This is a genomic window from Kribbella sancticallisti (assembly GCF_039530625.1).
GTDB lineage: Bacteria > Actinomycetota > Actinomycetes > Propionibacteriales > Kribbellaceae > Kribbella > Kribbella sancticallisti.
This window is the reverse complement of sequence record NZ_BAAAOS010000011.1, coordinates 54102-70186: the sequence shown is the minus strand read 5'-3', so window position 1 is coordinate 70186 and position 16085 is coordinate 54102. Positions and strand designations below refer to the sequence as shown.

The 16085-nt window shown below is 66.1% G+C and carries 18 protein-coding genes and 1 tRNA gene; 3 read left to right on the top strand and 16 right to left on the bottom strand.

Annotated features, from left to right (window positions below):
• Positions 1 to 27: 27 nt before the first annotated feature.
• The 13 genes from ABD255_RS07325 to ABD255_RS07265 form a co-directional block, all read right to left on the bottom strand.
• Positions 28 to 633: a histidine phosphatase family protein gene (locus ABD255_RS07325; RefSeq protein ID WP_344211163.1), complete on the bottom strand. Its 606-nt coding sequence runs from the start codon at positions 631 to 633 to the stop codon at positions 28 to 30.
• A gap of 302 nt (positions 634 to 935) precedes the next feature.
• Positions 936 to 1895, bottom strand: coding sequence for a phosphotransferase family protein (locus ABD255_RS07320; protein ID WP_344211161.1), 960 nt, complete (start codon positions 1893 to 1895; stop codon positions 936 to 938).
• Between the two features lie 428 nt (positions 1896 to 2323).
• Complete coding sequence (locus ABD255_RS07315; RefSeq protein WP_344211159.1) at positions 2324 to 3694, bottom strand: tyrosine-type recombinase/integrase; 1371 nt, start codon at positions 3692 to 3694, stop codon at positions 2324 to 2326.
• Positions 3694 to 3900 carry a helix-turn-helix transcriptional regulator gene (locus ABD255_RS07310; RefSeq protein ID WP_344211157.1) on the bottom strand — a complete coding sequence of 69 codons (207 nt, stop codon included), beginning with the start codon at positions 3898 to 3900 and terminating at the stop codon, positions 3694 to 3696. The genes ABD255_RS07315 and ABD255_RS07310 overlap by 1 nt, the downstream gene beginning before the upstream one ends.
• Before the next feature lie 56 nt (positions 3901 to 3956).
• Complete coding sequence (locus tag ABD255_RS07305; protein WP_344211155.1) at positions 3957 to 5321, bottom strand: DUF3631 domain-containing protein; 1365 nt, start codon at positions 5319 to 5321, stop codon at positions 3957 to 3959.
• Complete coding sequence (locus tag ABD255_RS07300; RefSeq protein ID WP_344211153.1) at positions 5318 to 6196, bottom strand: bifunctional DNA primase/polymerase; 879 nt, start codon at positions 6194 to 6196, stop codon at positions 5318 to 5320. Before ABD255_RS07300 ends, ABD255_RS07305 begins: the two co-directional genes overlap by 4 nt.
• A 24-nt stretch (positions 6197 to 6220) precedes the next feature.
• Complete coding sequence (locus ABD255_RS07295; RefSeq protein WP_344211151.1) at positions 6221 to 6646, bottom strand: RRQRL motif-containing zinc-binding protein; 426 nt, start codon at positions 6644 to 6646, stop codon at positions 6221 to 6223.
• Positions 6643 to 6843 (bottom strand): hypothetical protein, encoded by a 201-nt coding sequence (locus tag ABD255_RS07290; protein ID WP_344211149.1) that lies wholly within the window; start codon positions 6841 to 6843, stop codon positions 6643 to 6645. The genes ABD255_RS07295 and ABD255_RS07290 overlap by 4 nt, the downstream gene beginning before the upstream one ends.
• Before the next feature lie 20 nt (positions 6844 to 6863).
• Complete coding sequence (locus tag ABD255_RS07285; protein WP_344211147.1) at positions 6864 to 7133, bottom strand: hypothetical protein; 270 nt, start codon at positions 7131 to 7133, stop codon at positions 6864 to 6866.
• Positions 7134 to 7371: 238 nt separating this feature from the next.
• The gene (locus ABD255_RS07280) at positions 7372 to 9633 is read right to left on the bottom strand and encodes a P-loop NTPase family protein (RefSeq protein ID WP_344211145.1); all 2262 of its coding nucleotides are present in this window, start codon (positions 9631 to 9633) and stop codon (positions 7372 to 7374) included.
• A gap of 20 nt (positions 9634 to 9653) precedes the next feature.
• Complete coding sequence (locus ABD255_RS07275) at positions 9654 to 10598, bottom strand: hypothetical protein (RefSeq protein WP_344211143.1); 945 nt, start codon at positions 10596 to 10598, stop codon at positions 9654 to 9656.
• The gene (locus tag ABD255_RS07270) at positions 10595 to 10843 is read right to left on the bottom strand and encodes a hypothetical protein (RefSeq protein WP_344211141.1); all 249 of its coding nucleotides are present in this window, start codon (positions 10841 to 10843) and stop codon (positions 10595 to 10597) included. Before ABD255_RS07270 ends, ABD255_RS07275 begins: the two co-directional genes overlap by 4 nt.
• Positions 10840 to 11088, bottom strand: a complete 249-nt coding sequence (locus ABD255_RS07265) for a DUF6284 family protein (RefSeq protein WP_344211139.1) — start codon at positions 11086 to 11088, stop codon at positions 10840 to 10842. Before ABD255_RS07265 ends, ABD255_RS07270 begins: the two co-directional genes overlap by 4 nt.
• Positions 11089 to 11296: 208 nt before the next feature.
• Here ABD255_RS07265 and ABD255_RS07260 point away from each other — a divergent pair, with 208 nt between their 5' ends.
• Both ABD255_RS07260 and ABD255_RS07255 read left to right on the top strand, forming a co-directional pair.
• Positions 11297 to 12148 carry a GntR family transcriptional regulator gene (locus ABD255_RS07260; RefSeq protein WP_344211137.1) on the top strand — a complete coding sequence of 284 codons (852 nt, stop codon included), beginning with the start codon at positions 11297 to 11299 and terminating at the stop codon, positions 12146 to 12148.
• The gene (locus ABD255_RS07255; RefSeq protein WP_344211135.1) at positions 12145 to 12822 is read left to right on the top strand and encodes an HAD family hydrolase; all 678 of its coding nucleotides are present in this window, start codon (positions 12145 to 12147) and stop codon (positions 12820 to 12822) included. Before ABD255_RS07260 ends, ABD255_RS07255 begins: the two co-directional genes overlap by 4 nt.
• A gap of 21 nt (positions 12823 to 12843) precedes the next feature.
• Here the strand turns inward: ABD255_RS07255 and ABD255_RS07250 are convergent, their stop codons facing one another.
• The 3 genes from ABD255_RS07250 to ABD255_RS07240 all read right to left on the bottom strand — a co-directional run bounded on the left by ABD255_RS07250 (position 12844) and on the right by ABD255_RS07240 (position 14494).
• The gene (locus ABD255_RS07250) at positions 12844 to 13641 is read right to left on the bottom strand and encodes an Ntn hydrolase family protein (protein ID WP_344211133.1); all 798 of its coding nucleotides are present in this window, start codon (positions 13639 to 13641) and stop codon (positions 12844 to 12846) included.
• A gap of 3 nt (positions 13642 to 13644) precedes the next feature.
• On the bottom strand, positions 13645 to 14088 hold the full coding sequence (locus ABD255_RS07245; protein ID WP_344211131.1) for a hypothetical protein: 444 nt from the start codon (positions 14086 to 14088) through the stop codon (positions 13645 to 13647).
• Positions 14089 to 14405: 317 nt separating this feature from the next.
• Positions 14406 to 14494 (bottom strand) — tRNA-Ser (locus ABD255_RS07240).
• Between the two features lie 317 nt (positions 14495 to 14811).
• Between ABD255_RS07240 and ABD255_RS07235 the strand changes: the two genes are divergently transcribed.
• A complete protein-coding gene (locus tag ABD255_RS07235; RefSeq protein ID WP_344211129.1) occupies positions 14812 to 16050 on the top strand; it encodes an MFS transporter in 1239 nt (412 codons plus the stop codon).
• The last annotated feature ends 35 nt before the right edge of the window (positions 16051 to 16085 follow it).

The window sequence follows — 16085 nt, the reverse complement described above, 5'->3', positions numbered from 1 at the left end:
CCGAGCAGATAGCCTGACCATCTCACATCAACCCTGTCCGTCGAGACGGGTCAAGCGCAGGGTGTCGTTGCGGAGGAGGGTGGTGATACTGCCTGAAGTCAGCGGAAAGAAGGCCCGGTCTGTCGACGTCATCGGCATGCCGATCCAGGCAGCGATCAGATAGCTTGATGCGGACCCGTGAGACACCACTATCTGGTTCGCGACCGGTCGACGGACGATGTCATCGAGGGCCGGGTACAGGCGTTCGACCAATGCCATTCGGGTCTCCGCACCAGCTGGTCCGTCGTGGTGCCCGAGTCGATCGCCGTACTCCGGAAGTGGGATGCGGCGCTCGGCGAGCCACGCCTGGGGACGCCCGTCAGCCTCACCGTTGGACCTCTCGCGAAGCCGCGCATCAGTCTGAACCTCGACGCAGAACCTCCCAGCAATTCGCTCTGCCGCTTGGCTGGCTCGACTCAGATCAGACGAGTAGACCTCGACCGGCTGGAGTCCGATCCTGCTCGCCAGGACCTCGGCGATGCGTTCGGCCTGCAGGCACCCACGGGCTGTCAGATCTGAGTCGTGCCAGCCTCCAACGACGCCGTCAACGTGATGCTGTGCCTCAGGATGCGTGACGAGGTAGATGTGTCTCATTACCCTCCTTCGACGCATCTTTGCAGGCTCAGAGCCTCTCACGAGTCTGCACGGCCAAAGGCGTCACCAGCCGCGTCGAGTACTCCGAAGCCGCAGTCGGAGCTTCGTCAGGACACCTCGTCAACGGGGGGATTCGCCAGCTCGGAGACGGTGCTTTCGGGTGTGCGGTACGAGATTACGGAGCTAGGCCAACCCCGGGCGATGCGCTTGCGCGGATGCCCGACGGCTAGGTCCCATCATGGGCGCCCAGGCCGTGGTACCCGGGCTTCCACAGTCCGGGGCGCGCCCCGGACCGCCTTGGCTCAGCCCAGCGCGTCCATCAGGGCGGTCACGTAGGCGTCCAGCCGCTTCTCCACGGCTCGCGCCGTCAGCTGGGTCCTCCCTGCCTGCCGCCATGGCTGCGCCACCGACTGCACTTCTTCTGAGCACGCCAGCGCGTCCCGCACCTGCCAGTACAGCCGCTCGCTCGCGGCCGCGGCCAGCACTCCACCGGCCTCCTCATACGCCTCAGTGAGCCGCAGACCGCACGCCGGGCCGTGCAGCAGCGCGAGATTGGTGGAGCAGTGCGCGACATCAAGGTCCGCCGGGCCCCAGGAGGTCGCTGCCCAGTCGACGACGCCGGTGATCCGGGGACCTGCCGGGCTTTGGGGCGGCAGGTCGAACAGCACGTTGCCGGGTTGAATGTCCCGGTGCAGGAATCGCCCGTCATAGGGCGGCGCGGGCCTGCGGATCACGTCGATCGCCGCGTCCCATGCCGCCGCGTCGGCGCCCTTCGGAGTCACGACGGTGTCGGCGGTCGTCAACGCCACATACTTCCGGGGCCGCTCGGCGGGTCGCAACGCGTGGATCGCCACGAGTTGACGGGCCAGCAGAGGAACGCGCTTCTCCAATCCCTCATCGTCGAGGATCGTCCGCCCGGCCAGATGTGTCATCAGGAGCGATGGATACTCGCACTGCGCGGCGGTCGGATCAACCGCGACCAATCCAGGAGCCGGCACCCCTGTCCCCGTGAGCAGGGACAGGGCGCCGGCCTCCCTGTTCAGCCAGTCCTCGGCGTGTTCCAGGTAAAACGTGTCGACGAAGCTCCGCAGCACCAGGTCACGGGTGCTTCCGTCCCGCGTGCCAATGGTCAGCCGCCGCATTTCGGCAGTCATGCCGCCGTGCAGTGCCTCGGTCCTGACGATCCGTTCGCCGACCTCCAGGTGCCGGCGCACCCAAGCCAGTGTCAACGGTGGGACCGCCGCCTCATCGTGGTTGGTCACCATGCCGCCTTATCATCCGGACGGCGGCACGCGCGCGAGAGTTTCCTGCGAAAGCTCCGACAGTCGCCGCACTGTCGGAGGCAAAGCATGGTCATCACACCCACGCCCCTATGTTCCAGCCCTCGCAAGCCGGGTAGCGAAGGGCCGGGACGTTTCGCAGGTCAGAGGCCGTGCTTAGGCCTGCTCGGCGGAGGGTGTGGGATTCGAACCCACGATGACGGTCACCCGCCATACCGGTTTTCAAGGCCGGATGGTCAGAAAGCCCGATATGGGCTCTGACCTGCAGAAACTCTCAGCTGCAGCCCAGGGAAGGTGGCGTGCGGGCACAATGCGGGCACAGCCGACCCGTTCTGCCCTCCAGACGACCGCGACCGGCTCACCTCCTGTTGGCAAGGTGAGCCGGTCGCGGTGGCCGTTCGGGACCTATCTCATGCGCCTAGAGCTGCCTCGATCCGCTGACGCGCTACCTCCTCCTGGCCGTCAAGGAACTTCGCGTACACCCTCAGCAGTACGTCGACGCTGTGACCCGCCCACAGAGCGACTCGGGGTGCCTCCACCCCGCTGGCAAGCCACGTCGAGACGGCAGCATGTCGCAGGTCGTACGGACGCCGAGCCAACTGGGAACTCTTCGCCATTTCCTTGCCAAAGGCCCGTTTCCGGACCTTCTTCCACATGGTCTGGTAGGTGACGGCCGGGAGATCGCCCCCGCGAGCGGCCCAGAACAACCGGCCATCCGGATCCGTCCCGTGCTCCTCCAGGTGCTCATGGAGAATCGCGGTGAGCGCTGGCGGGCACGGCACCGGCCGCACCTCACCGACTGCCCGGTGTTTGAGCTGGCGCCTGTCGCGATCCTCCCCGTCGTCTGTCCACGATGCACCGGCGTAAGGGCTGGATTGCTCTAGCAGCAGTTCTCCCCATCCCGACTTCGGCAACACCAACTGTGAGCGACGCAAATTCACAGCCTCGCCCGGCCTCAGTGCAGAGAAGTACATGACGGCAAAGAATGCGACCATTCGCGGTCCACTGCCCGGCATCTCACCTACCGCTGCAAGAAGAGTCCGCGCCTGCGACGGATTCACCACAGTGCGCGGATCGACCGCGCCGCCCGCCTGTTTTGGAGCTGTCCACTTGATCGATCCAATCGGGTTGCGATCGAGCAAGCCCAGCTCTACGGCGTAGTCGAGTGCATTTGAAAAGACTGCCCGCTTCCGAGCAACAGTTGTCGCCGCTGCCGGTTTACCGTCGAGCTTGCTAGCCAGTGCATCGAGAGCCGCTCGCAGAGTGTCGCTCCGTTCGAATGCGGACACAGGCTTGCATGAGCGCTCGACCCATGCCAACGCGGCCTGAACATCGTCTGGCCTTTCACCATCTCGTCGACCGGCGTTGAATGCCCAGCCGTGCAGGGATCGGCGGATGACCTTCGCGTCCGGCTTTCCTCGGTCGCTGGCAAACATGCTCGGTGTGACGGACACCAGAGAATCGCTGATGCTACGCCTGGTTGTCGCGGCCGCGCGCGGCCACTTCAGGTCCACGTATTTGCAGGCGAACTCGTACCAGTCCATCGGCTCGGCTAGCCGCGCCTCGGAGACCGGCCGGCCAGTCTCGGTGTCGAATGCCTCGCCGTTGCGCTGTGCCGTAATCAGCTTCGACCGCTCGCTATCCGCAAGAGCGGAGGTCTGGCAAGTCTTCTTGAACGGCTCACCGGCCACTCTCCAGCGGACGGTGTAGCTGAATCGGTCACGCTTCAGCTTGTTCTTCTGGATCTTGGGCCAGATCCGCACATCATGTGTGTTCGCCATCAGGCGGCCTCCTCCCGGCTGTCCAGCCAGCGTTCAAGCTCGACCCTGCGAACGCGGATCTCACCGTTGGGCAGCTTGATACAACGCGGCCCGGTGCCCTTGGCGCGCCACTCATAGAAGGTCGACCGAGACACACCTAGGTCGGTGCAGACCTCGGTAACCGTCAGACGTTCACGGGTGCTGATCGCTGTAGTTTTCGTGGCCACGATGCGACTCCTTCGTCCGTTCACGGTTGGTGGCGTCGGGGCAGAAGTGACTGCACTCATGCGGTCTCGCAGGTGGGGTGGGTGTGGGTTCCGTTGTCGTGGGTGAGGGGTTGTCGGCAACCGATGCAGATGGGCTGTCCGGCTGTGTGCGGGTGATCCGTCCCATCCGTCCCAACCGTCCCGTCGCAGGTCAGAGCGGGGACGGATGAATCGTTGGGACGGTTCGATCCGTCCCAGGGAACTGATCCGTCCCCGGCGTGACCTGCGAAGGGACGGTTGGGACGGTTCGGGACGGTGTCCCCCGTGGAGGTGTTTTCGGGGTCGGTGGGGCAGTACCTGGCCCAGGTGTCTTCGAAGTCGTCGCGGGCGTATCCCTTGGACTGGGTGCCGTCTTCCCAGCGGTGGTTCTTGGGGGTGATGTCGTACTCGCGCAGCAGAGCGGCGAGCCGCCGGACGGACAGCCCGCCCGGCGCGGGTGTCTCGGTCCAAGGCGATTCGTCATCGGCTCGGAGGCGTTGAACGATGACGGATGACGGCAGCGCCTGCGCTGTCCCGAACGCGGCCCGGCAGTCAATCAGCAGCCGGATCGATTGGGATGCTTCGGTGGAGTCTTGTAGCTCCGCAATCAGGGTCAGTGCGGCGGTCCTGGCGCGGCGCGGCCAGTGTCCGCCCGCTAGGTCTGCGAGGGCGATGAGCGGTTCCCAGGTGTCGGCCGCGCGGTCTTCCAAGGGCATGACCGGGGCGGCGTTGGTGAGGCCGTCGAGGTGGGCGGTGACCCAGCCGTGCAGGCGTTCCCGCAGCTCGGCCAGGATCGGGCCGTCACGGCGGACCCGGTAGGGCTGAACCTCTTCACCCTTGGCGCGGCGCCGCATCCGGATTACGGCCGCGCGGTCCTCGATCGTGTCGGGCATCATCCCGATACCGGCGAGTGCGGCCATGGCGAATGTCTCGATCTGCTCGACCGACCGAGATCCGGCGTCGTAGCGCAGGGTCGGTCGGCCGCGCTGGTGCCCGGCGTTGAGCAGGCCGCGTAGGTCTTCGTTGTCGCCTGCCTTGGGGCCAAAAATCGTGTCTGCCTCATCGATCAGCAGCGTCGGCGGATCGGACGGCTTGAGGCCGATCGAGCGGTAGACCGCTGACGGGGATGCGTTGGTGGTCATCAGAGGCCGGTGCGACAGCCCGTCAGCCATGTCGAGTAGCCGCGACTTCCCGCACCGCTTTTCGGGTGCCCGGATGACAAGCCGCGGTGCGCAGTTCCACGCCGGGACCGCATGCGTGGCAGCGATCCACAGCACGACAGCGACCCCGGCCGCGTCGCTCGGCAGGACGACGTACCGGCCGATGACGGCGCGGACCTCGTCCAGCAGCTCGGCGCCGTCGACGGCGGCGGTCTGGTCGTGGTTGTCGGTGGGGGTGGTCATGCGGCGATCCCTTCGTCACGGAAGCCACCAGCGATGGCGGCTCTGATGTCGCGGTCGGTCTGTGCGGCCTGGTGTCCCACGTAGGTCAGGGCGGTGACGGCGTCGGCCTGGTCGAGCGCTCCGGCCGCGACCATCCGCGCGGCACCCCTGGCGGCGCCGTAGAGGGTGGTGCGGCGTCGGCCTTGCGGGGCGCGGCGCACGGCGTCCAGGAGGGCGTCTAGGAGCTTGCCGGGGTGGGAGATGCCCCCGCCCGGGCCGATGCTGGTCGGGGCGGTGGGCGGACTGGGCGATTCGGCCGGCCTGGCGGGCAGGCAGGCCGCGACCAGGGCGGGGGGCATCTCCCTGACGTGCGATCGGCTGGTGGTCGCCCACCGGTAGCGGCACCCGGTGCGGTGGTGCACGGACGGCGGGAGGACGACATATCCGCCATCGGCTTTGATGTCGATTCCGGGGCGGCCCGGCATCGGCCGGGACGGCACAGCCTGGCCGGGGTGGCGGTAGTACAGGTGCTGCCCGCCCGAGCCGGTAATGACCCGCAGCGTGCGCGGCACCAGCCCCGCAGCCACAAGGCCGGACAGGCTCTCGTCGCCGCCGTGGGCGGGGTCCACGTCGACCACCAGCAGACCGGACACGGCGCCGGTCCTGACGGCGAGTTGTCCGCGCGGTACGGCGGCCACGATCGCGGCGATGCGGGCCGGGTCGGTGGTCGCGGCGTAGAAGCCGTGGCAGGTCAGGTGCCCGCAGGTCGCCGGGTCGTGGCCGGTGGCGCTGCGGCAGGTGTCGCAGTTGGCTACCGGCCGCTTGGAGCGGCCCAGCATGAACACCGGCCAGCCACGTCCGGCGGCCTCCAGTGCGGCGGTCAGGGTCTCGTTCATCGGTGGATCTCCCCTCGAGGGATTTCAGGCAGCGGTCGTGTAGGTGGCGGCGGTGATGCACAGGTCGCAGCGCCCGTCAGAAGTCGGGATGCAGTAGTCGCAGACCCGGCCGCAGAGCTGGCAGCGGCGGCGGGCTTCCATCGCTTTGTCGAGCGCGTTGAGCTGAGCCGGGGAGGCGACCCGGGACGGGCGGGCGAGGTCGAGCCGGTACAGCCATGCCCAGCGCTGCCCGTGGCGCCACACCAGCACCGCGTACGGCTCCTGCCCGCCGGGACACATCCGCATCGCTCGGAGCTGACGCCTGGTTGCCAGTCCTGCGGGCGCCCACCGGAACTTGAACACCGGGGTTCCGTGCAGGTCCCAGCCCAAAGCTTGTTTGCCGTTCCACAAGGTGATCCAGCGCGACCCGGCCGGGTGCAGGCTGGCGCGGTCCATCAGCGGCCCGGTCATCGGTTCCACCAGTGGCGTTTGCGGTCGGCCTTGTCGAACCGGTCGCGGGCGTCGACGGCTTCGCTGGTCTCGTTGTTCTCGGAGTACCGGTTGAGTTCGTCTAGCGCGGCGCGGTATTCCTCGCGTGGCGTCAGCGGCCGGTCCGGGTCTTGCTTGCTCTTGGCAACAGGCTTACGGGGGTTGCGTGGGGTGGCCATGGGTGGTGGTCTCCTTCGGGTCAGCGGTTGCTGTGGCGGCGGTCGAGCAGGCGGCGGCCGAGCCGGATCCGGCGGCCGGTGCCTTGGCAGCGGGGACAGTTGCGGAACCTCTTGCGGGTCGGGGAGCCGGACTTGCCCGAGCCGTGGCAGCGGGGGCAGTTGGCGTAGGGCCAGATCCGGCAAGCGAGCACGTAGCCCACGGCCAGGGCGACGAGCGCGGCGAGCAGCAGGACCGATCCGGCGGTGACGAGTGCGACGAGCGGCGGCGCAGACACAAACACTTCTGTCACTTTCTGTAGTCGAGTCGGGGTGTGACGGGCCAGGGCGGGCACCTGGCGGTGGCCGTCCGGCGGGATTGGTTGGGGCAGTTAGCTGCCGGTGATCGGGTTAGGTCTGTAACTCACCGGCTGAAGTGGGGCTAATGTGGCTCTGACCTGCGGGAAGTTAGCGAGTGAGGCGAGTTAACCGAGGGGCCGGGAACCTCTGGTCAGAGCCGGTTTCGGGCGGCTTCCGGCCCCCGAGCTCGGGCTAACTCGCCAGCGGCTCGGTGCCGCCGTCGCTGTCGTCGGCCGTCTCGCTGCCCTGCTGCCGTCGCACGAGCGCGTCACGGACGGTAGCGGGATCGATCGGGTAGCGGTTCCCGGTCGAGGGGACCTTGATGCCGTGGTCGGTGGCCAGCGTCTCCCGCAGTGCCTTGCCTGTCAGCGACTGATACGGCGTCCAGGTCGGGGCGAGCCGCTTGAGCAGCGCGGGCACGTCCGCGACCGCGACCGGGTCGTCTCCGAGGACCTGGTTCAGGTCGGTGAGCAGGTCGCGGGTCTCGATCTCGACCGGCACCGAGCCGGGGGCGGGCTTGCCGAGCTTGGCGATCGCCTCCAGCGACCGCTGGATGATTGGGGTGACTTGGTCGTTGCCCTTGGAGACGTCGAGGTAGTACCACTGCACGATCTCGGACCGTTCCCCGCTGAATCCCTTCACCACGGCCGTTCCACGGTCGGTGCCGGGAATCAGCTCGGTGGCTCGGTGCCCTGCCCGGTATGCGCCTTGGCCTAGTAGGCCGTCGTTGGCGACGTGGTCGCCGACGGCGAACGCGATGCCGTTGGAGCAGTTGCGGGTTACGTCACGCGGCATCGATTCCTTGGTGGGTGCCTGGGTCGAGACGATCATGTGGATACCGCGTTTGCGGCCGAGCTTGACGATGTCCACCAGCAGTTTCGAGATCTCCTTGCCGTAGGTGCCGTCCTGGATCGCTACGTGCGCCTCTTCGAGCAGACACACCAGCGGGTGCAGCCCGACACCGGTGGAGGCGAGTTCACGAGTGACCGCCGGAACCTCGTACTTCAGGAGTCGTTCACCGCGCCGCTGAACCTCTTCATGAACGTTCACGAGCTGATCACGGATCGCGGCGATGCTGTCGTCATCCGCGCCCATCACGTAGGAGGCGCAGCGCGGCTTGAACACCTCGAAATCGAAGTTCGTGTCCGGCACCCAGATCCGCAGTTCAGCGGTCGGGTCCAGTGCGCACCCGGCCATCATCGCCCGCGCCGCGCTCGACTTGCCCTGACCGGGCATGCCGCCGGTGATGGTGTTGCGTTCCATCACCGGCGCGGTGATCGCGTCCCCGCGCAGCGTCTTCCCGGCAGGTACTCCCTTGAACACATCCACCAGGCCACCGGCCAGCAACGGGTACTCACCCGCACCTTCGGCCAGCGCGCCCTTGTCCGCGATCCACAGATCCAGAATCCCGGCCTCCGAACCGGTGGTCGGCCAGACCTCTTTAGCGGCCCGGTGAAGCCCTGTCGCGAGCTGCGTGCGGCGCTTGGCGATCAGCTCGGCGGTGACACCGGCAGGCAGCCGCACAACAGCGTGCGTGCCGCGACCGTCGACGCGGGCCGGGGTGATGAACTGAAGCTTCAGCCCGGACTTGAGGTACTGGGTGATGCTGGCGATCCGCAGCGCGTCCAGCGCCTTCGCGATCGTCGTTTCATCGATCGCCACATCCCACTCGGCATCAGCGGTGGTGACCAGCCAGGCCGGAGGTTCAGCGCGCCGCTTGCCCTCTCGCCACGCGGCCAGTACCAGCAGGAACGGCAGCGCGATGCTGAACAGCCCCCAGATGAACGCGACAGCAGCGATCACGAACCCGATCACGCCGAAGAATCCCAGCCATACGCCGGTGAACGACCCGTTGCCGGTGGCCTTGGTGAGGATCGCGATCACGAGCACCAGCAGCGGCACACCCGCCACCATCGCAACGCCGACCTTGAGCACGCCCCAGGCGAGCTTGGGCAGGTCCATCAGGCGCCGGTGACGGCGTTCGGTGGCCATCTCCTTGCGGTCGGTCCACTCCTTCAGCTCCTCGCGATCCCCGACCGCCTCAGCGGCCTTGATCTGGCGCCGGTAGGTGCCCATGGTCGAGGCGTCCCACAAGCGTTTCGCCCAGGACTCCACGCCTTGCACGACCGTGAACGACTCCCGCAAAACCACCTTCCCGGCCGACTTCGTCCGGTCGTGCGTGGACACGTTGACTACCGCGCGGGTCGCGACCTGCGTTCCGGTCACCGCACGGCGCAGCACCACCGCGCCGCGGTTGTTCAACCGGCGGTCGAGCTCGGCCGACTCCTCCGCAGACAAAACCTCACCCTCGATCACCTCCCCGTCGATCAATTCCCCGGCGGCGTCGGCGGTGTCCGGGTCGATCCGCTCGGCGGGCTCGTGGACGATGCCCTGAGCAACGTCTTGCGGGTTCTCGTCGTGGTCGTTGTTGTGAAGCTTGTGCACGTTGTCCATCAGCCAGCGCTCCCTATCGGTCAGGCCGCGACGCGGGCAGGTACGCCCGGCACAGCCACGTCCTCAGTCGTGGTCTCAGTGGTGGTCAGCTCGGCGCGGACAGCCGCGGCGACCTTGCCCGACAGCCCGGCAGAACAGCCGGTGGCCCGCCGCGCCCATGCAGAGGTGATCTCGTCGGGCGTTGTGCCCGGCTCGACCGCAGAGCGGGCATCGGTGACGTAGTCGGCCAGCAGCTTGCGGCCCGTCGTGGCCGCCTTCCTGCGTGTCTGAGCAGGCTTCCTGGCTGGTTTGGCCGCCGGGGCTGACTCGATCGCCTCAGGCGCCGTCTGCGGGTCGTTGGTGACCGCAGTCAGCTCGGCGGCCTCAGTGGTGGCGAGCGGGTGAGATGCCCCCGCGGGGTCGGCCAGGGCAGCAGCGTTCTCGGCTCGCAGGACGGCTTCGGTCAGCCGGTCCCGCAGTACCGGCGCGGTCTCGGCAGCGCAGAACACCAACAGCGGCGGCACCGAATGCAACACGATCCCGGCCACATCACCGTGCAGGAACGACGACCAAGTGTTCATCGCGTAGGTAGCGGCGAACGCGAACCGCTTCGTCCGGCCGATCCACTTCGTGTGGTCGCTGACCTGATACCGGGCGGTGATCTGCTCGGCTCGCAGAACCGCGATCAGGACCAGCGACACCATCGGGTCCAGCAGCCAGGCAGCGAACCACGGCAGCGACCACAGCGCCGCGCCTTGAGCAGCGAACGCCTGAACGTTAACCATCGTGAACGCCAGACCGAGCACGATCCCGACCCACATGCACCGGTCCACCTGCGTGCGGATCGACTCGACCCGCAGCGCCACCACGTCGGGGTGCGTGGACAGCGCCCGGACCTGCGACGCCTCCGCCGCCGCCGACCGCAACCGGTCCACGCCCGACGATTTGGCCGGCCTGGTGGCCGGGGCCTGCACGAGCGCGCTCATCGGGTGGCCTCCCGCCCGTAGATGACCCGGTGAACGTCAGCCAGGAACCCCGCCAGCACCCACAGATCCCCGTACGCGGTCGCGGCCTCCGCCGACGCCTCACCGGGCGGGGGCATCTCCCCACCCAGCACGAACTGGGACAAGTGCTCGAAACGCGCGGCCAACTCGTCCCCCACGCCCTCGGCCGTGTCGATCCCGAGACGATCGGCCCACACGTCGGGCAGGCTCATCACGCGGCGGCTCATGCCGCACCCTCTGAATCCGAGTCGTCGGACGCCAGCCCGTGCGTCGCGGCCATGACCCGGTGCTCAGCTCGGCGAACACGGCGGCGATCCAGAACCGACGCCGCCGGACCCGCGTTGATGAACGAGATCTCGGCATCCAACAGGTCCAGCTCGGCCGCGATCAGCGGCCACTCCCGCTCGATAGCGGCCAGATCAGCGGCGGTCGGGGCCTCGCCACTGACGCTTGCAAGGTGGATGATGCTCACGGGTTGTGCTCCTCTACTCAACGGACTAGTGCGACCCAGACGCCTCGGTGGTTCAAGCCACCGGGGCGTCATCTGTTGGCTACTTCCAAGCCGGGCTAGCCTGCCTAGCCAGGTTGGTAGTTGGCTAAGTTACATAGGCTGGCTAGCCAGGTCAACCCTTGGACGGAAACTGGCCTAGCCTGCCTAGTCAGGTAGTAGAATTGGGTCCATGGAGCAGCAGCTAGATCCGTCCGACCCGCGCCCGCCCTTCAAGCAGGTCGCCAATGCGCTGCGCGCGGCGATCCTCACGCACAAGGTGAAGCCAGGGGAGAAACTCCCCTCGCAGAACGAGCTGGCGACCCAGTACGGCGTAGCTCGTATGACCATCCAGCAGGCACTGCGGGTACTCCGAGATGAGGGTCTGATCGTGTCCCGCGTCGGCAGCGGCGTGTACGTACGCGAACAAGCCGACCAGGCGGTCGGGCTCCGTCCTCACATCGAGAAGGCATTCGAACGCGAGACGGTCAGAATCGACTTCGCCGGGCTTACTGGCGAAACTCTCCTTGGTGCCCTAGAAGAGCCGATTGATCGCATTAGGCGAGGTCGGCTGACCCCGCAGTCGATCAACATCAGGATGCTTTTGCCCGATCTGACGCGGCCCCTTGCGGTTCCGTCGCGAGCTGGTGAGAATCCTGGCGATGACCCAGCAGTCAGGGCCCGGATGGAAGGAATTGCTCACCGATCCGCTGGCGAAGTGATCACGTCAGTACGTGAGCTTGGCGAACTCGGCCTGGTGCCGAAAGCCCTAGTAGAAGCCAGGGTTGTGGGACTTCCAATGATGTTCAAGCTGTACGCATTGAACGATGAAGAGGTCTTCTTCGGCTTCTATCCTGTCGTCGAGCGTGATGTAGAGATTGACGGCAAGCCGGTGCCGACTTTCGACGCTGTAGGCAAAGACACCGTGCTCTTTCACCACTCGATTAGCGACAACGACCAAGCAACCGGCTCGCAGTACGTCGAGCAGGCGCGACGATGGTTCGACAGTCTGTGGGGCACACTAGGGCGGGTCCGCGAGCTGTGACTATTGGTTCACTTGCCGAGATCCTCAGAAATGCCGATGTTGTTCTCTTCGACTTCGACGGCCCCATCTGCTCAGTATTCGACGGCTACCCTGCACCGCAGATCACAACCGATCTTCGCGCTCTGGCCGGCCACGTTCGCCCGGAGCTTGCAGACGCGCTAGACAAGGCCACCGGCCCTCATGACCTACTACTAGTTGCTGCGGATGAACCAGAGCTGGCGGCGCGACTCGAACTCGCCCTACAGCGCGCTGAGATGACCGCGATTGAGTCAGCTCGACCAACTCCGGGAGCTGCTGAGTCCCTTGCCGCTTGCAACGAGAGCGGTAAGCCAGCCGCCATCGTCAGCAACAACTACGCCGACGCTGTCGTCAGCTACCTCGCACATGCTGGCCTCTCAGGGCGAATTGCACACATCGAGGGACGCGACCCAGCCGACCCGATGCTGATGAAGCCCAGTCCTTACCTCATCAAGAATGCTGCGCGCGCACTTAGCGTCCACACAGGAGCCTGCGTCTTCATCGGCGACCAGACAAGCGATATGGAAGCTGGCCGGGCGGCCGGAGCACTCACGATTGGCTACGCAAACAAGCCTGGCAAGGCCGACGCACTCGCTCTCGCTGGCGCCGACGTCGTCATAGAGACCATGACGGAACTCGCGGCGGCGATCCGCTAATTGGGCTCGGAGCCCCGACGGTCAGCTCTGGACAGGCGCTTCCTCGTCCATGACCGGGAGATCCTGTGCGGCATCTAGGACCTTCTCTGCTACCGACTGCGTAAGAGTTTCCCGCTCAAGGACCTTCCACCCATCCACAGCGAAGCCAATTTGATCAAGCTCAGGCTTCTCCAGAATTCGCGCCCCGCTGTTGTCGCAGATCGCCATCTGAACCGGCAAACCCACGCCGCTAGGAGAGACCTCAATGGTGGTCTGAATCGCACGATATGCGATCAGCTTCCCTTGTTCGAGCGTGACACCGTCGCCGATGTAGTGACTCATCAGAGCGTGCGCAACCGTGGCGTACGGACCACCACTCCCCACAGCATAGAAACGCGCGTCCGTATGCCAATTCACTTGTCCATCCCCAGCGAACTCTAGAAACCAGGAAGTATCGTTGGCATGGCCCAGCATCAGAAAATCTGTTCTAAACATAATGCGAAGCTGCCCATCCGTCGAAGGAGGGCCATATAGCTCCTTGGCGTAGGCCTTCCTCATTGCCGTATTGATGGGCGTGTGCAAACTATTTCTGATCGCTGGCAGATCGGGCTTAGTATATGCGGCCTTCGGCGCTTCCGGAGTGCCAGCCAAGTCCTCCTTTTCGAGGACCGTCGTAACTTCTTCCATTACAAACACAGATCCGGCGGCCGTCCAAATGATCGGACTCCGGCCAAACTGGCGCACTTTTATCGAATGCGCAGCAACCCCCTCACCTGTCGCCATGCTGTCAGATGCAACTAGAACCCCGTCCGAACACACAAGCCCCACGGCAACAGTCATTAATCAACCTGTAAATCGAGATTCAGTGGCGAACTGAGGGTACGCAGCGTATACCTCGCGCAGCAAGTCATTGAACGAGCGGGAAGTGACGTACGAACGCACTTGCTTCAGAAACTGCTGTTCCACCAAGCTCAAATGAACCCATGATGCACTGGCGGCGTGGTCCCCGGCCGGGGTAGTCACGTATCGCCCGTACTGGGATCCCTGGACGACCTCAGTCGCCATCAGGTGCTTTGAGGCCAGGTCGTCCACGTCGACTGTCAGATCGCGGGAGTAAGGACCCCAGTTGTACGGCGTGTAGTCATACAAGTGCCGCCAGCCGTCGCTGCCTCTCTGTACGAGCAGAAACACCGCCTTCTGCATCCGCACGCGGTCGAGCGGAAAGGGTTCAGACGGCGCGCGTACCAGCGAGCTTGCCAACATCAGCGGCAGTTCCTGTGGGTGCATACCTACTCCCGTACCGGCAGCGCTAGGACTGCCCCGTCAATGGTTCGCACGTTGTCAGAGTAGGCCAAGCCGAACCTGCATGCGCTCTATCTCGTGTATCGCTCCGCGGCGCAGGGCTGTTACGTCGCTCATCTGGCGACCGCTGAGCCAACCGAACCCGTCTTGGAGGCGAGCCGCTCACGCGGGCACAATACGGGCACAAACAGCCGCAGTCGATCGGTATTAGCCGGACACGGCCGTATTCAGTCGGACACCCGCGGAGTTGCCACGCGGCTGGCGTTTTCGCAGGTCAGAGCCCTATTTGCGGTCTCACAAGGCGGAGGGTGTGGGATTCGAACCCACGATGACGGTCACCCGCCATACCGGTTTTCAAGACCAGCGCACTCGGCCACTATGCGAACCCTCCAGGCGGCCGTGCCGGTGAAACCGGTGTGGGCTGCCGAGGGTTGAGGATAGCGCTCCTGGTTCGGAGGGGGCGGAAATGGGGTGGGGCGGGTGGGGGGCGAGCAGTAGGGTCTGGAGCGGTGATGGGTGGAGTGACCGCCTGTCCTGCATCGGAGACGGGAGGTGGGAGTGATGTCTACGTCGTCTGAGGACATGGCCCGCACCGTCCGGTCGGCGCGCTGATCAGCAACTGCTGACGCGAGGCCTCTGACCGGGCGAACCGGCGGCGTCGGTGGACGCCGCCAGTCCACCCTGCCGTCATGCCCTCAGGGAGCTTCGATGCGATCCCTTCGTGCTCTCGTCCTGCCCGCCGAACTCGGCCGGGACTTCCGCAAGATCTGGCCGGCCTCGGCCATCACGAACCTCGGCGACGGCGCGATGATCGCGGCCGGCCCGCTCCTCGTCGCCTCCATCACCACGGCTCCCTTGGCCGTCGGAGCCGCCGCGTTCGTCCAGCAATTGCCGTGGTTGTTGTTCGCCCTGATCAGCGGCGCGCTGGTCGACCGCCTCGACCGCCGGAGGGTGGTCGTTGCCGCCAACACCTTTCGGGCCGTGGTCATCGGCGCGCTCGGATTTGCCGTACTGCTGACCGGCGCTCCGTTGTGGGCCGTCTATCTGGCGCTGTTCCTGATGGGCAGCGCGGAGACCCTGGCGGACAACGGCTCCGGTGCGCTGCTCGTCACCGCGGTGCCCAAGGAGCACCTCGGCAAGGCGAACGCGCGGCTCTACGCGACCGGCACGCTCGGCAACCAGTTGGGCGGTCCGCCGATCGGTGCGTTGCTGTTCGCGGTGGGCGCGGGTGTTCCGCTGCTGCTCAACTCGGCGACGTTCGCGATCGCCGCCGCACTGATCGCCAGGGTCAGCGCCCGCCCTCCCGTCGCCGACGAACCAGCCCGTACTTCGCTGTGGCTCGACGTCCGCGAGGGGATCCATTGGCTCTGGAACCACCCGGGCGTCCGTACTCTCGCCTGGACCATCCTCGTCATGAACACCACCTTCTGCGCGGCGTTCGCGACTTGGGTGCTCTTCGCCCGGGAACGGCTGGGGCTCAGCGATACGCAGTACGGGTTGCTCATCTCGGCAGGGGCGGTCGGGGCCGTGTGCGGGATGCCTGTGTATCGCCTGCTCGAGCCACGGGTCGGGAGTCTGACCCTGCTCCGAGCGGGGCTGCTAGTGGAGACGACAGTGCACCTGCTGCTGGCTGTTACCCGGAACCCGTGGGTGGCGGGGGCAACGATGGCGGTGTTCGGAGTACATGCGGTGGTCTGGGGCATCGTGTCGACCACTGCCAGGCAGCTCGCTACTCCGGATGCGCTGATGGGGCGGGTGAACAGCGTCTACACGCTCGCCTCTATCGGAGGTGCTGCGCTCGGGTCGCTGCTGGGCGGAGTACTGGCGCAGCAGTACGGGCTGGTTGCGCCGTTCCTGGTGGCGTTCGTGGGGATGGTGGTCACGACTGCGGCGGCTTGGCGGCCGCTACGCTACGTGACCGTGCGAGAGGCGGCGTCGCAGGGCTGAAAACGGGTGGAGGCTCCCGGTCGGGGATTGTTACT

What these genes read in the sequence shown, in the direction of transcription:
- ABD255_RS07325 (WP_344211163.1), bottom strand. Translation starts at nt 633, where the DNA reads ATGAGACACATCTACCTCGTCACGCATCCTGAGGCACAGCATCACGTT.
- ABD255_RS07315 (WP_344211159.1), bottom strand. Translation starts at nt 3,694, where the DNA reads ATGGCGAACACACATGATGTGCGGATCTGGCCCAAGATCCAGAAGAAC.
- ABD255_RS07305 (WP_344211155.1), bottom strand. Translation starts at nt 5,321, where the DNA reads ATGACCACCCCCACCGACAACCACGACCAGACCGCCGCCGTCGACGGC.
- ABD255_RS07300 (WP_344211153.1), bottom strand. Translation starts at nt 6,196, where the DNA reads ATGAACGAGACCCTGACCGCCGCACTGGAGGCCGCCGGACGTGGCTGG.
- ABD255_RS07295 (WP_344211151.1), bottom strand. Translation starts at nt 6,646, where the DNA reads ATGACCGGGCCGCTGATGGACCGCGCCAGCCTGCACCCGGCCGGGTCG.
- ABD255_RS07290 (WP_344211149.1), bottom strand. Translation starts at nt 6,843, where the DNA reads ATGGCCACCCCACGCAACCCCCGTAAGCCTGTTGCCAAGAGCAAGCAA.
- ABD255_RS07280 (WP_344211145.1), bottom strand. Translation starts at nt 9,633, where the DNA reads ATGGACAACGTGCACAAGCTTCACAACAACGACCACGACGAGAACCCG.
- ABD255_RS07275 (WP_344211143.1), bottom strand. Translation starts at nt 10,598, where the DNA reads ATGAGCGCGCTCGTGCAGGCCCCGGCCACCAGGCCGGCCAAATCGTCG.
- ABD255_RS07270 (WP_344211141.1), bottom strand. Translation starts at nt 10,843, where the DNA reads ATGAGCCGCCGCGTGATGAGCCTGCCCGACGTGTGGGCCGATCGTCTC.
- ABD255_RS07260 (WP_344211137.1), top strand. Translation starts at nt 11,297, where the DNA reads ATGGAGCAGCAGCTAGATCCGTCCGACCCGCGCCCGCCCTTCAAGCAG.
- ABD255_RS07250 (WP_344211133.1), bottom strand. Translation starts at nt 13,641, where the DNA reads ATGACTGTTGCCGTGGGGCTTGTGTGTTCGGACGGGGTTCTAGTTGCA.
- ABD255_RS07245 (WP_344211131.1), bottom strand. Translation starts at nt 14,088, where the DNA reads ATGCACCCACAGGAACTGCCGCTGATGTTGGCAAGCTCGCTGGTACGC.
- ABD255_RS07235 (WP_344211129.1), top strand. Translation starts at nt 14,812, where the DNA reads ATGCGATCCCTTCGTGCTCTCGTCCTGCCCGCCGAACTCGGCCGGGAC.